The 12,691-nt window shown below is 73.9% G+C and carries 11 protein-coding genes; 8 read left to right on the top strand and 3 right to left on the bottom strand.

Annotated elements, in window-relative coordinates; genetic code table 11:
- The first annotated feature begins 4 nt into the window (after nucleotides 1-4).
- Nucleotides 5-1,156, top strand: coding sequence for an NADH-quinone oxidoreductase subunit D (locus ABT232_RS17030; RefSeq protein WP_351840709.1), 1,152 nt, complete (start codon nucleotides 5-7; stop codon nucleotides 1,154-1,156).
- A 34-nt stretch (nucleotides 1,157-1,190) separates the two neighbouring features.
- On the opposite strand, the gene ABT232_RS17025 is transcribed toward ABT232_RS17030, so the two are convergent.
- The gene (locus tag ABT232_RS17025) at nucleotides 1,191-2,204 is read right to left on the bottom strand and encodes an SAM-dependent methyltransferase (protein WP_351840708.1); all 1,014 of its coding nucleotides are present in this window, start codon (nucleotides 2,202-2,204) and stop codon (nucleotides 1,191-1,193) included.
- Between the two features lie 118 nt (nucleotides 2,205-2,322).
- On the opposite strand from ABT232_RS17025, the gene ABT232_RS17020 reads away from it, so the two are divergent.
- Complete coding sequence (locus tag ABT232_RS17020; RefSeq protein WP_351840707.1) at nucleotides 2,323-3,525, top strand: sensor histidine kinase; 1,203 nt, start codon at nucleotides 2,323-2,325, stop codon at nucleotides 3,523-3,525.
- Between the two features lie 79 nt (nucleotides 3,526-3,604).
- Entirely contained in the window at nucleotides 3,605-4,282 is a 678-nt protein-coding gene (locus ABT232_RS17015) for a response regulator (RefSeq protein WP_351840706.1), read from the top strand.
- A 99-nt stretch (nucleotides 4,283-4,381) separates the two neighbouring features.
- Here ABT232_RS17015 and ABT232_RS17010 read toward each other — a convergent pair whose 3' ends face one another.
- Together ABT232_RS17010 and ABT232_RS17005 are read right to left on the bottom strand one after the other, a co-directional pair.
- Complete coding sequence (locus ABT232_RS17010; protein WP_351840705.1) at nucleotides 4,382-5,485, bottom strand: DUF5937 family protein; 1,104 nt, start codon at nucleotides 5,483-5,485, stop codon at nucleotides 4,382-4,384.
- A 247-nt stretch (nucleotides 5,486-5,732) separates the two neighbouring features.
- Nucleotides 5,733-6,938: a threonine aldolase family protein gene (locus ABT232_RS17005; RefSeq protein WP_351840704.1), complete on the bottom strand. Its 1,206-nt coding sequence runs from the start codon at nucleotides 6,936-6,938 to the stop codon at nucleotides 5,733-5,735.
- Between the two features lie 182 nt (nucleotides 6,939-7,120).
- Here ABT232_RS17005 and ABT232_RS17000 point away from each other — a divergent pair, with 182 nt between their 5' ends.
- From ABT232_RS17000 to ABT232_RS16980, 5 genes are read left to right on the top strand one after another with little or no spacing between them, the layout of a single operon-like run.
- A complete protein-coding gene (locus tag ABT232_RS17000) occupies nucleotides 7,121-8,053 on the top strand; it encodes a Rossmann-like and DUF2520 domain-containing protein (RefSeq protein ID WP_351840703.1) in 933 nt (310 codons plus the stop codon).
- Nucleotides 8,050-9,060 (top strand): pantoate--beta-alanine ligase, encoded by a 1,011-nt coding sequence (gene panC / locus ABT232_RS16995; RefSeq protein WP_351840702.1) that lies wholly within the window; start codon nucleotides 8,050-8,052, stop codon nucleotides 9,058-9,060. The genes ABT232_RS17000 and panC overlap by 4 nt, the downstream gene beginning before the upstream one ends.
- Complete coding sequence (locus tag ABT232_RS16990) at nucleotides 9,057-10,787, top strand: L-aspartate oxidase (protein ID WP_351840701.1); 1,731 nt, start codon at nucleotides 9,057-9,059, stop codon at nucleotides 10,785-10,787. Before panC ends, ABT232_RS16990 begins: the two co-directional genes overlap by 4 nt.
- Before the next feature lie 5 nt (nucleotides 10,788-10,792).
- Nucleotides 10,793-11,773 (top strand): carboxylating nicotinate-nucleotide diphosphorylase, encoded by a 981-nt coding sequence (gene nadC / locus ABT232_RS16985; protein WP_351840700.1) that lies wholly within the window; start codon nucleotides 10,793-10,795, stop codon nucleotides 11,771-11,773.
- Between the two features lie 16 nt (nucleotides 11,774-11,789).
- Nucleotides 11,790-12,587, top strand: coding sequence for a type III pantothenate kinase (locus ABT232_RS16980; protein WP_351840699.1), 798 nt, complete (start codon nucleotides 11,790-11,792; stop codon nucleotides 12,585-12,587).
- The last annotated feature ends 104 nt before the right edge of the window (nucleotides 12,588-12,691 follow it).

Below are 12,691 nucleotides of genomic sequence, written 5' to 3'. Positions count from 1 at the left end.
GGCCATGACTCCAACGACGGAGACCACGGTCGGGATCGGCGGTGCCGCGGAGAGCACCGACATGGTGCTCAACATCGGGCCCCAGCACCCGTCCACGCACGGTGTGCTGCGGCTGCGGCTCCTGCTGGACGGCGAGCGCATCACGCGCGCGGAGCCGGTGATCGGCTATATGCACCGCGGCGCGGAGAAGCTGTTCGAGGCGCGCGACTACCGCCAGATCATCATGCTCGCCAACCGCCACGACTGGCTGTCGGCGTTCTCCAACGAGCTGGGCGTGGTCCTGGCCGTGGAGCGGATGCTCGGCATGGAGGTGCCTGTCCGCGCGGTGTGGACACGCACCCTGCTCGCCGAGCTCAACCGGGTGCTCAACCACCTGATGTTCCTCGGCTCGTACCCGCTGGAGCTGGGCGGCATCACGCCGGTCTTCTACGCGTTCCGGGAGCGCGAGGTCCTCCAGAACGTCATGGAGGAGGTCTCCGGCGGGCGCATGCACTACATGTTCAACCGCGTCGGCGGCCTCAAGGAGGACCTGCCGGCCGGCTGGACCGCCCGCGCGCGTGCCGCCGTCGCCGCCGTGCGCTCGCGCATGGACGTCTACGACGACCTGGTCCTCGGCAACGAGATCTTCCGGGGGCGCACGCGGGACGTGGGCACGCTCAGTCCCGAGGCGGTGCACGCCTACGGCGTGAGCGGCCCCATCGCGCGCGCCTCGGGCGTCGACTTCGACCTGCGCCGCGACGAGCCGTACCTGGCGTACGGCGAGCTCCAGGACACCCTCGAGGTCGTCACGCGGCGGGAGGGCGACTGCCTCGCCCGCTTCGAGGTCCTGCTGGAGCAGACGCACAACGCCCTCGATCTCGCCGACGCCTGTCTGGACCGGCTGGCCGAGCTGGCGCCCGGGCCGATCAACCAGCGCCTGCCCAAGGTGCTGAAGGCGCCCGAGGGGCACACCTACGCCTGGACCGAGAACCCGCTCGGCATCAACGGCTACTACCTCGTCAGCAAGGGCGAGAAGACGCCGTACCGGCTGAAGCTGCGCTCGGCCTCGTACAACAACATCCAGGTGCTCACCGAACTGCTGCCGGGCACGCTGGTGGCGGACATGGTGGCGATCCTGGGGTCGATGTTCTTCGTGGTCGGCGACATCGACAAGTAGGACGCCCCGCGCGGCGGTCACAGCCCGGCGGCGGTCAGAGCTTGGCGGCGGCCGGTCCGGCGAGGGGGTCCGGGATGCCGACCGGCTGCACCAGCCAGCCGAAGTCGCCGAGGCCGCCCGGCGCGGTGAGTTCGGCGGCCTCGCCGGCGCTCGCGAGGGCGCGCACGTAGGCCGCGGGGTCGGTGGAGGCGAGCGCGAGCGGGGGGCGTGCGCCCGCGAGGCCCAGGGCGCGCAGGGCTTCGCGCTGCGGCAGTACGCGCCCCCCGGGGAGCGTGCACGCGTCCAGCGCGACATGCGCCGTCACATCGCAGGAGCCGTCCGGCACGGGCACCGTCTCGCGGCCCTCCCGGAAGCCGGTGAGCGTCCCGAACGGAGGACGCGCGTCCGCCGTGTGCGCGTAGTCCACCGCCACCGCGAGCCCCCGCTCCACACAGGAGACCGCCGACGCCCACGCGGTGTCCCTGGGCAGTCCGATCTCCGCGCGCAGCCCCTCCTCGCCGGCGAGCGGCCACCACCGTGCCAGCCAGTCCGCCTCCGCGCCGGCGACCGGATCCCCGAGCCGTTCCCCGCCGTCCGCCCGCACCAGCACCCGCCGGGGCACCCCGTCGCCGTCGGTCTCCGCGACCTCCACGGGCACGTTGTCCAGCCACTCGTTGGCGAACAGCAGCCCGGTGACCGCCCGCGGCGGCTCGGCCGACCACTCGATGCGGTGATCGAGGGCGGCGGGGCGGTCGGCGATCTCGACGGCGTACGCGCGCGTGCGGGCGGCCACCTCGGCGGGCAGCGCGTCGAGCACCCCGGTGACCAGTTCCCCGCGCCCGGCCGCCATGTCCACGAAGTCGAGCCGGTCCGGGTGGCCCAGCGCCTCGTCGACCCGGCACAGCAGCCGGGACACGGCCCGCGCGAACAGCGGCGAGGCGTGGACGGACGTACGGAAGTGCCCGGCGGGGCCCTCGGGCCGGCGGTAGAAGCCGTCCGGTCCGTACAGGGCGGTCCGCGTCGCCGCCCGCCAGCCCTGCCACTCCGCGCCCGCCGTCTCGTCCGTCACAGCGCAAGGCTAGGCGCACAGGAGCCCCTCTCCTCCACCTTGCGGAGTACACGCGCCCGCTCCGGATCGATCCTCCGGTTGACTCCCGCGGGCACCGCGCTTCCCTACGCTGGGTTACGTGCAGCGCCTCTATGACTTCATCCGCAGGCACCCGACATGGGTCGACGGCTTCTGGGCCGTGATCCTGCTCGGACTCTCGCTGGTGAGCGGACAGGTCGAGCAGGAGAACGCGGGCACGGACCTGCCCGTCCTCTGGGTGCCCGTGGTGGTGCTGCTGAGCCTCGTGGTCGCGCTGCGTCGCCGGATGCCGGAGAAGATGCTGGTGCTGGCGGCCGTCGTGGGCGTGGCGCAGCTGGTGCTGGACGTGGCCACGACGCCCGCGAACTTCGCCATGCTGATGATCGTCTTCACGGCGGCGGCGACCGGGGCGCGCTGGGCCTCCCGCTTCGCGCTGATCGCCGCGCTCGTCGCCGCGCCGCTCGCCCAGCTGCGCTGGCCGGCCACCGAGGGCGGCACCGCGGGACGGATCGTGGGCGCCGTCTTCATGACCGTGCCGTTCGCCCTGGCCTGGGTGCTCGGCGACTCCATCCGCACCCGGCGCGCCTACTTCGCGCAGCTGGAGGAGCGCGCCGCCCGGCTGGAGAAGGAGCGCGAGGCGCAGGCCAAGGTCGCCGTCGCCGCCGAACGCGCCCGCATCGCGCGCGAGCTGCACGACGTCGTCGCCCACAACGTGTCGGTGATGGTGGTGCAGGCCGACGGCGCCGCCTATGTCCTGGACGCCGCGCCCGACCAGGCGAAGAAGGCCCTGGAGACCATCTCCTCCACCGGCCGCCAGGCGCTCGCCGAGATGCGCCGGCTGCTCGGTGTGCTGCGCACCGGGGAGCACCAGGAGGGCGGCGAGTACGTCCCGCAGCCCGACGTCCGGCAGATAGAGGACCTGGTCGAGCAGTGCCGGGGCTCCGGGCTGCCCGTCGACTTCAAGGTCGAGGGCACCCCGCGCCCGCTGCCCAGCGGTGTCGAGCTGACCGCCTACCGCATCGTGCAGGAGGCGCTGACCAACACCCGCAAGCACGGTGGCCCGAACGCCGGCGCCAGTGTCCGCCTGGTCTACTTCGACGACGGCCTCGGCCTGCTGGTCGAGGACGACGGCAAGGGCGCCCCGCACGAGTTGTACGAGGAGGGCGGCCGCGACGGACAGGGCCACGGCCTGATCGGCATGCGCGAGCGGGTCGGTATGGTCGGCGGCACCCTGGACGCCGGACCGCGTCCCGGCGGAGGATTCCGCATCAGTGCTCTGCTGCCGCTCAAACCAGCGCATTGACGCATTCGCACGCCCCCTGTTGACACCTGTCACGCCCCCGCAGAGAACCCAGTCGACGAAGGAAACGGAAGAGGCCCCGATGACGATCCGCGTGATGCTCGTCGACGACCAGGTGCTGCTGCGCACCGGGTTCCGGATGGTGCTCGCCGCCCAGCCGGACATGGAGGTCGTCGCGGAGGCGGGCGACGGCGTCGAGGCCCTGCTGAACGTGCGCTCGACCGACGTCGACGTGGTCCTGATGGACGTCCGGATGCCCAAGCTCGACGGCGTGGAGGCCACCCGGCGCATCTGCGCCGAGCCGAACCCGCCGAAGGTGCTGATCCTGACCACTTTCGACCTCGACGAGTACGCCTTCTCCGGGCTGAAGGCGGGCGCCTCCGGGTTCATGCTCAAGGACGTGCCGCCCGGTGAGCTGCTGGCCGCGATCCGCGCGGTGCACAGCGGCGACGCCGTGGTCGCCCCGTCGACGACCCGGCGGCTGCTGGACCGGTTCGCGCCGATGCTGCCCAGCGCCGGGAAGGAACCGCAGGCCAAGGAGCTGGAGCGGCTGACCGACCGGGAGCGCGAGGTCATGGTGCTGGTCGCGCAGGGCCTGTCCAACGGTGAGATCGCGGCCCGGCTGGTGCTCTCCGAGGCGACCGTGAAGACCCATGTCGGCCGCATCCTGACCAAGCTGGGGCTGCGGGACCGGGTGCAGGTCGTCGTCCTGGCCTACGAGACGGGGCTGGTGCGGGCCGGCGGCGGCGGACAGGGCTGACGGGACGGGGTGGTGCGGGCCGGCGGCGGCGGGCAGGGCTGACGGGACGGCACCCGCCCGGACCCGGCGGTCCCGCCGGGCCGGAGGGGCACCGCGCGGTCAGCGCAGGACGCCCTCGATGAAGTCGCTGCCCAGGCGGGCCACCGCCGAGAGGTCCAGCTGGTGCTGCGCGTAGCGGCCGCGCCGGCGGGTGGTGATCAGACCGGCCTTCTTCAGCACGCTCAGGTGCCGGGATATCTCGGGCGCCGTCATGCCCTGCGCGTCGGCCAGCTCGCTGGTGGTGTGCGGCGCGCGGGCCAGATGACGGCACAGCCGCATTCGCACCGGGTGCGCCAGCGCGTCCAGCCGGCGGGTGAGCTGCTCGACGGAGGGCACCCGCGGCCCGGAGCCGCTGACCGGGTACATGATCACCGGCTGCCAGTCGTACCGGTGCAGGACCATCACATGCGGCCAGCCCAGACTCGTCGGCACCAGGACCAGGCCGCCGTCGCCCGTCGCGGTGCGCCCCGCGTTCAGCTTGTCGACCGTGATGAGCCCGGCCTCCTCGTCCAGCGTCACCGCCGAGGACACCGCGCCCAGGGCGTCGGCCAGGCCCTTGCGGCGCAGCAGCTCCGTCTTGTGCCGGGCGTCGGCGGCCAGTTGCGGCTGGACCCGGGCCCACACGTCCGCGAAGAAGGCCTCCTCGCAGTCCCGCATCAGCTGCCGCAGCCAGGCGCGCACGGCCGGCGGGTCCTGGAGCAGCCGCCGGGAGAACCGCTCCTGGGCGCAGCCCCGCGCGGCGGCCATCTCCAGCGCCCGCCGCCGCAGGCCCGCGTCCTCCAGCAGGTCGGCGGCCGGGGCGTCGTAGCCGGCCTGGCAGGTGAACTCCATGGCCGCCTGGACGAACTGGGCGTCGGTGAGCTCGTCCAGCAGGTCCAGTTCCTCGGTGAGGGTCGGGCCCGGGACCGCGCCGGCGCCGGGGACGCCGGCGAACGGGGCGAAGACGTCGGAGAACGTGGTGCGCCACAGGAAGTCGGCCTCGCACAGCCGGTCCGCCAGGCCCGGGTCCAGCCGGGAGGAGACCGCGGTCGCCCAGCCCTGGAGCTTCGGGTGGTGGCCGGGCTCGCTGAGCGCGTGCAGGGCCATGCCGAGCTCGGCCAGCGGCGAGGGCGCGAAGGAGATCCGCTCCCGCGGCAGCCCGGTGATGTCGATGCACACGCTCATGGGCCCATGGTGCACCCGGCCACCGACAGCGCCCGCCCCGGCCGACGGCTGCCGCCAGGACGGCAGGACAGGCCGCGCGGGTGGGCGCGTGCCAGGCCCCGCGGGTGGGAGCTGCTAGGCCCCGCGGGTGGGCGCTGCCGGGCCCCGTGGGTGGGCGCTGCCGGGCCCCGTGGGCGGGCGCGTGCCGGGCCCCGTGGCAGATCGCAGACGGCGTGACCTGAACGGCAGGTCCTGGCGGCGGGCCCGGTCAGGCACCGGGACCGTCGTGGCCCGCCTCCCGCGTCAGCCGTTCCGCGAACCGGGCGGCGGCGCCGCGCACGTCGTCCTCGGTCCACTCCAGACCCGCGCCCCGGACGTACACCTCGGTCATGGCGAGGCCGGGGCCCTTCTCGTCCCAGGCATTGGCGAACAGGACCGTCCCGGTCTCCTCGGCGGCGCGCACCGCGGCCTCGGCGACGACATCGGCGTCGTACGGGAGCCACACCTGGAAGTCGTGGGTGTGCGGCACCTCGGGGTGGACGCGTGCCCACGGCAGTCCGGCCGCCGCGAGGCCCTCCCGCAGCGCGGCGGCCACCACGCGCGCGTGGCGCACGTACTCCGGCAGCCTGGGCAGCTCCCGCTCCAGCCCGGCGAGCGCCGACAGCACTGTCGGGAACTGCTGGAAGACGGCGCCGCCGTACCGGTGCCGCCAGGTCTTCGCCTCCTCCACGAGGAGCCGCGGGCCGGCCAGCGCCGCGCCGCCGAAGCCGTCGAGGGACTTGTAGAACGACACGTACACGCTGTCCGCGAGGCCCGCGATCTCGTCCAGGGAGCGGTCGAAGTGGATGGTGGACTCCCACAGGCGCGCACCGTCGAAGTGCACCACCGCCTCGCGCTCGCGCGCCGCTTCCACCACCTCCGTCAGCTCCTCCCAGGAGGGCAGCAGGAAACCGGCGTCCCTCAGGGGCAGTTCCAGCATCAGCGTGCCGAACGGCTCCGGGAAGTCCCGCACCTCGGCGGCGGTGGGCAGCCGCGGCTCACTGGTCAGCCGGACCGGGCGCAACCCGCTCACCTGGCTGAACGCCTGACGTTCGTGCACCTCGGGATGGGCGAGCCCGTGCAGGGCGACGGCCGTGTTCTGGGTGCGGCCCGCCCAGCAGCGCAGCGCCACCTGCTGGGCCATGGTGCCGGTCGGGAAGAACGCGGCGGCCTCGGTGCCGAGCAGCCCGGCCACCTTCTCCTCCAGGGCCTCGACGATGCCGCCGCCGTACAGGTCCGCCGGCTGGTCCAGGTCGTACAGCTCGGACGCGGTGTCCAGGACGGCCAGTCGCTCGCGGTAGGTGTGCTGGAAGCCGGGGCGCGCGAGTATGCGCTCCGCGCTCTTGGAGGCGCTGATGCGCCGGTCTTTGCGCCGCTTGCGCTGTTCGTCGGCGGACAACGGTTCCGGTACGCCCTGTTCGGCCGAATCGCTCATGCCCGCGATCATCACCTGCGGCGTCCCGCGCGGGAACCCGCTTTTCCCCCAAGTCCTGCTGGGAACCTCGGACAGAAACCCACAGCCTGTGGACAACCGGACGCCCCCGGAACCGATCGCGTTAACATGACGAGAAATCGTCCGGTACCCAGAGCGGACTGGAACGGGAAGGCCTCCGTCGCGTGAGTACAAGCCAACAGCCAGATCCCCGGGACCGCCCCGCGCGGCTCACCGTCGGCGTCGTCGGCGCCGGCCGGGTGGGACCCGCGCTCGCCGCGTCCCTCCAGCTCGCCGGGCACCGCCCGGTGGCCGTCTCCGCGGTCTCCGAGGCCTCCCGGCGGCGAGCCGCGCAGCTGCTGCCCGACGTGCCCGTGGTGCCGCCCGCGGAGGTGCTGGAGCGCGCCGACCTGGTGCTGCTCACCGTTCCCGACGACACCCTGCCCGACCTGGTGACCGGCCTCGCCGAGACCGGCGCGGTCCGCCCCGGCCAGCTGCTCGTGCACACCTCCGGGCGCTACGGCGCGAAGGTCCTGGACCCCGCCCTGCGCGCGGGCGCCCTGCCGCTCGCCCTGCACCCGGCGATGACCTTCACCGGCACCCCCGTGGACGTCCAGCGGCTCGCCGGCTGCTCGTTCGGCGTCACCGCCCCCGAGGAACTGCGGCTGGCGGCGGAGGCCCTGGTCATCGAGATGGGCGGCGAGCCCGAGTGGATCGCCGAGGAGAACCGCCCGCTCTACCACGCGGCCCTCGCCCTCGGCGCCAACCACCTGGTCACCCTGGTCGCCCAGTCCCTGGAACTGCTCCGCGCGGCCGGCGTCCAGGCCCCCGACCGGATGCTCGGCCCGCTGCTCGGCGCCGCCCTCGACAACTCCCTGCGCTCCGGCGACGCCGCTCTGACCGGCCCCGTCGCGCGCGGGGACGCGGGCACCGTCGCCGCGCACATCACCGAGCTGCGCCAGCACGCCCCGCAGACCGTCGCCGGCTATCTGGCGATGGCCCGCGCCACCGCCGACCGGGCCCTCGCCCACGGCCTGCTGAAGCCGGAACTCGCCGAAGACCTCCTGGGAGTGCTCGCCGACGGCGCGGCACTGCCCGAGAACGGGGAAGACCGATGAGCCGCGCCTTCGAACTCGTCCCCACCCTGGACGACCTCGGCTACGTCCTGGAGCACTTCTCCGTGCCCGGCCGCACCGCCGTCGTGATGACCATGGGCGCGCTGCACGAAGGGCACGCCACGCTCATCCGCACCGCGCGCGAGCGGGTCGGCCGCGACGGGTTCGTGATCGTCACCGTCTTCGTGAACCCGCTCCAGTTCGGCGCGGGCGAGGACCTGGACCGCTATCCGCGCACCCTGGAAGCCGACCTGAAGACCGCCGAGCAGGCGGGCGCGGACATCGTGTTCGCGCCGTCCGTCGACGAGGTCTACCCGGCGGGCCGGCCCGAGATCACCCTCCGCGCGGGGGCCATGGGCGAGCGCCTGGAAGGCGCCTCGCGGCCCGGCCACTTCGACGGCATGCTCACCGTCGTCGCCAAGCTGCTCCACCTCACCCGCCCCGACATCGCCTTCTTCGGCCAGAAGGACGCCCAGCAGCTCGCCCTGATCCGGCGCATGGTGCGGGACCTGAACTTCCCCGCCGAGATCGTCGGCGTGCCCACCGTGCGCGAGGAGGACGGCCTGGCGCTGTCCAGCCGCAACCGCTACCTGTCCCCGCAGGAGCGGCGCACCGCCCTCGCGCTGTCCCGCGCGCTGTTCGCCGCCCAGGACCGGCACGTCGCCCTGGAGGCGCTGCGCGCCCGGGCCCGGGAAGTGCCCTCCACGCGGGCACGCGCCGAGGCGCTCAGCGCCATAGGCGAGTCCCGCGCGGCCGCCGACGCGCACGCCGTCGCCAAGGCAGTCCCCGGCGGCCCGGCCGAGGTCCGCGCGGCCGCCCACCTCGTCCTCGACGAGGCCGCACGCCTCGACCCGCCGCTCGACCTGGACTACCTGGCGCTGGTCGACCCCGCCGACTTCACCGAGGTCGGCGACGACTTCACCGGCGAGGCCGTCCTCGCCGTCGCGGCCCGGGTCGGCGCGACCCGGCTGATCGACAACATCACCCTCACCTTCGGAGCCGCCTCGTGACCAGCACAGGCATACGACTGCACGCGCCCGCTCCGGGCTGGTCCATCGACGCGGACGTGGTGGTCGTCGGGTCCGGCGTCGCCGGCCTGACCGCCGCCCTGCGCTGCGAGGCCGCCGGCCTGAACACCATCGTGGTCACCAAGGCCCGCCTCGACGACGGCTCCACCCGCTGGGCCCAGGGCGGCATCGCCGCGGCCCTCGGCGAGGGCGACAGCCCCGAGCAGCACCTGGACGACACCCTGGTGGCGGGCGCGGGCCTGTGCGACGAGGAGGCGGTACGGCTCCTCGTCACCGAGGGCCCCGACGCCGTACGCCGGCTGATCGAGACCGGCGCCCAGTTCGACGAGTCCGCCGAGGGCGGCCTCGCGCTCACCCGCGAGGGCGGACACCACCGCCGCCGGATCGCGCACGCCGGCGGGGACGCGACCGGCGCGGAGATCTCCCGAGCGCTCGTCGAGGCGGTCCGCGCGCGCGGCCTGCGCACCATCGAGAACGCCCTCGTCCTGGACCTCCTCGCGGACGCCGACGGCCGGACCGCCGGCGTCACCCTGCACGTCATGGGCGAGGGCCAGCACGACGGTGTGGGAGCCGTGCACGCCCCCGCGGTGGTCCTCGCCACCGGCGGCATGGGCCAGGTCTTCTCGGCCACCACCAACCCCTCGGTCTCCACCGGCGACGGCGTGGCCCTCGCCCTGCGCGCCGGAGCCGAGGTCAGCGACCTGGAGTTCGTCCAGTTCCACCCGACCGTGCTGTTCCTCGGCCCCGAGGCGGAGGGCCAGCAGCCCCTGGTCTCCGAGGCGGTCCGCGGCGAGGGCGCCCACCTGGTCGACGCCGACGGCGTGCGCTTCATGGCCGGCCAGCACGAACTCGCCGAGCTCGCGCCCCGCGACATCGTCGCCAAGGGCATCATGCGCCGCATGCAGGAGCAGGACGCCGAGCACATGTACCTCGACGCCCGGCACTTCGGCGCCACGATGTGGGAGCAGCGCTTCCCGACCATCCTGGCCGCCTGCCGCGCCCACGGCATCGACCCGGTGCACGAGCCGGTCCCGGTCGCCCCGGCCGCCCACTACGCCTCCGGCGGCGTCCGCACCGACTCCCACGGCCGCACCACGGTCCCCGGCCTGTACGCGTGCGGCGAGGTCGCCTGCACCGGCGTGCACGGCGCCAACCGCCTGGCCTCCAACAGCCTCCTCGAAGGCCTGGTGTACGCCGAGCGCATCGCCGCCGACATCGCGGCGGCCCACCGGGAGAGCGGCCTGCACGCGCGCGTGCCCGAGCCGGTCCCGTACCCCGAGGTGCCGGCCCACCCGCTGCTCGCCCCCGAGGCCCGCTTCACCATCCAGCGGATCATGACCGACGGCGCGGGCGTGCTGCGCTCCGCCGACTCCCTCGCCAAGGCCGCCGACCGGCTCCAGCAGCTGCACGCCGAGGCCCGCGACGCGCTCACCGAGAACGGCAAGACCTCCGAGCCCGGCGTCGACACCTGGGAGGCCACCAACCTGCTGTGCGTGGCCCGCGTCCTGGTGACCGCCGCCCGGCTGCGCGAGGAGACCCGCGGCTGCCACTGGCGCGAGGACCACGCCGACCGCGACGACACCGCGTGGCGCCGGCACATCGTCGTACGGCTGAATCCGGACCGGACCCTCGCCGTGCGCACCACCGACACCGCAGACTTTCCCCCGACCCGGCCGTACCCCTCGGCGCACCGTCCCCAGGAGCAGTGAGAGCAGTGAGCACCCCCGACCTTCCCCTCGCCCAGAGCGGCGGCTGCGGCGACGGCTGCGCCTGCGGCGCCGACACCGATGGCGAGGCCTACCTGGAGTGCGGCCTCGACCCCGCCCTCGCCCAGCTCCTGGCCGACGCCGGACTCGACCCCGTGGAGGTCGAGGACATCGCCAACGTCGCCATCCAGGAGGACCTGGCGGGCGGCGTCGACGTGACCACGGTCGCGACCATCCCCGAGGACGCGGTGGCCACCGCCGACTTCGTCGCGCGCGAGGCGGGCGTCGTGGCCGGCCTCCGGGTCGCCGAGGCCGTCATGTCGATCGTCTGCGAGGACGAGTTCGAGGTGGAGCGCCACGTCGAGGACGGCGACCGCGTGAGCGAGGGCCAGAAGCTGCTCTCCTTCACCACCCGCACCCGCGACCTCCTCACCGCCGAGCGCAGCGCCCTCAACCTCCTGTGCCGGCTCTCCGGCATCGCCACGGCCACGCGCGCGTGGGCGGACGTTCTGGAGGGTACGAAGGCACGCGTGCGCGACACCCGGAAGACCACCCCCGGACTGCGGTCCCTGGAGAAGTTCGCGGTGCGCTGCGGCGGCGGCGTCAACCACCGGATGTCGCTGTCCGACGCGGCCCTGGTCAAGGACAACCACGTGGTGGCCGCGGGCGGCGTCGCCAAGGCCTTCGAGGCGGTCCGCGAGCGCTTCCCCGACGTGCCCATCGAGGTCGAGGTGGACACCCTGCACCAGCTGCGCGAGGTCGTCGACGCGGGCGCCGACCTGATCCTGCTGGACAACTTCACGCCCGGCGAGTGCGAGGAGGCGGTGGCGCTCGTGCACGGCCGCGCGGCGCTGGAGGCCTCCGGCCGGCTCACCCTCGACAACGCCAAGGCGTACGCGGACACGGGCGTCGACTACCTCGCCGTAGGAGCCCTCACCCACTCCTCGCCGATCCTGGACATCGGCCTGGATCTGCGAGCGGCTGAGTAGGAGACGGGGACCGGTCATGCTGCTGACGATCGATGTGGGCAACACGCACACCGTGCTCGGCCTGTTCGACGGCGAGGACATCGTCGAACACTGGCGCATCTCCACGGACGCGCGCCGCACCGCCGACGAGATGGCGGTGCTGCTCCAGGGCCTGATGGGCATGCACCCCCTGCTCGGCGACGAACTGGGCGACGGCATCGACGGCATCGCCATCTGCGCGACCGTGCCGTCCGTCCTGCACGAGCTGCGCGAGGTGACCCGCCGCTACTACGGCGACGTCCCCGCCGTCCTCGTCGAACCGGGCGTCAAGACGGGCGTGCCGATCCTCACCGACAACCCCAAGGAGGTCGGTGCGGACCGCATCATCAACGCGGTCGCCGCGGTCGACCTCTACGGCGGCCCCGCGATCGTCGTCGACTTCGGTACGGCGACGACGTTCGACGCGGTGTCCGCGCGCGGCGAGTACGTCGGCGGGGTCATCGCCCCCGGTATCGAGATCTCGGTCGAGGCGCTCGGCGTCAAGGGCGCTCAGCTCCGCAAGATCGAGGTGGCCAGGCCGCGGAGCGTGATCGGCAAGAACACCGTCGAGGCGATGCAGGCGGGCATCGTCTACGGCTTCGCCGGCCAGGTCGACGGCGTCGTCAACCGCATGGCCCGCGAGCTGGCCGACGACCCCGACGACGTGACCGTCATCGCCACGGGCGGCCTGGCGCCGATGGTGCTGGGCGAGTCGTCGGTCATCGATGAGCACGAGCCCTGGCTGACCCTGATCGGCCTGCGCATGGTCTACGAGCGCAACGTCTCCCGCATGTAGCGGCACGGTGTGCGCGGGGAGCGGCCGACTCCCGCGCACCCGGCGCCCTGACGCCCCCGGTGCCCCGGCGCTTCCACGCCTCCGGCGCCCGGTGTCCCGGTGTC

The organism is Streptomyces sp. NPDC001532, from assembly GCF_040298625.1.
Classification (GTDB): Bacteria; Actinomycetota; Actinomycetes; order Streptomycetales; family Streptomycetaceae; genus Streptomyces.
Note: the sequence above shows the minus strand (reverse complement) of the source record. Positions and strands in the feature narration are given on the sequence as shown.

Excerpts from the sequence above, each read along its gene's own strand:
- ABT232_RS17010 (WP_351840705.1), bottom strand. The coding sequence starts at position 5,485 with ATGAGCGTGTGCATCGACATCACCGGGCTGCCGCGGGAGCGGATCTCC.
- ABT232_RS17015 (WP_351840706.1), top strand. The coding sequence starts at position 3,605 with ATGACGATCCGCGTGATGCTCGTCGACGACCAGGTGCTGCTGCGCACC.
- ABT232_RS16980 (WP_351840699.1), top strand. The coding sequence starts at position 11,790 with ATGCTGCTGACGATCGATGTGGGCAACACGCACACCGTGCTCGGCCTG.
- panC (WP_351840702.1), top strand. The coding sequence starts at position 8,050 with ATGAGCCGCGCCTTCGAACTCGTCCCCACCCTGGACGACCTCGGCTAC.
- ABT232_RS17005 (WP_351840704.1), bottom strand. The coding sequence starts at position 6,938 with ATGAGCGATTCGGCCGAACAGGGCGTACCGGAACCGTTGTCCGCCGAC.
- ABT232_RS17030 (WP_351840709.1), top strand. The coding sequence starts at position 5 with ATGACTCCAACGACGGAGACCACGGTCGGGATCGGCGGTGCCGCGGAG.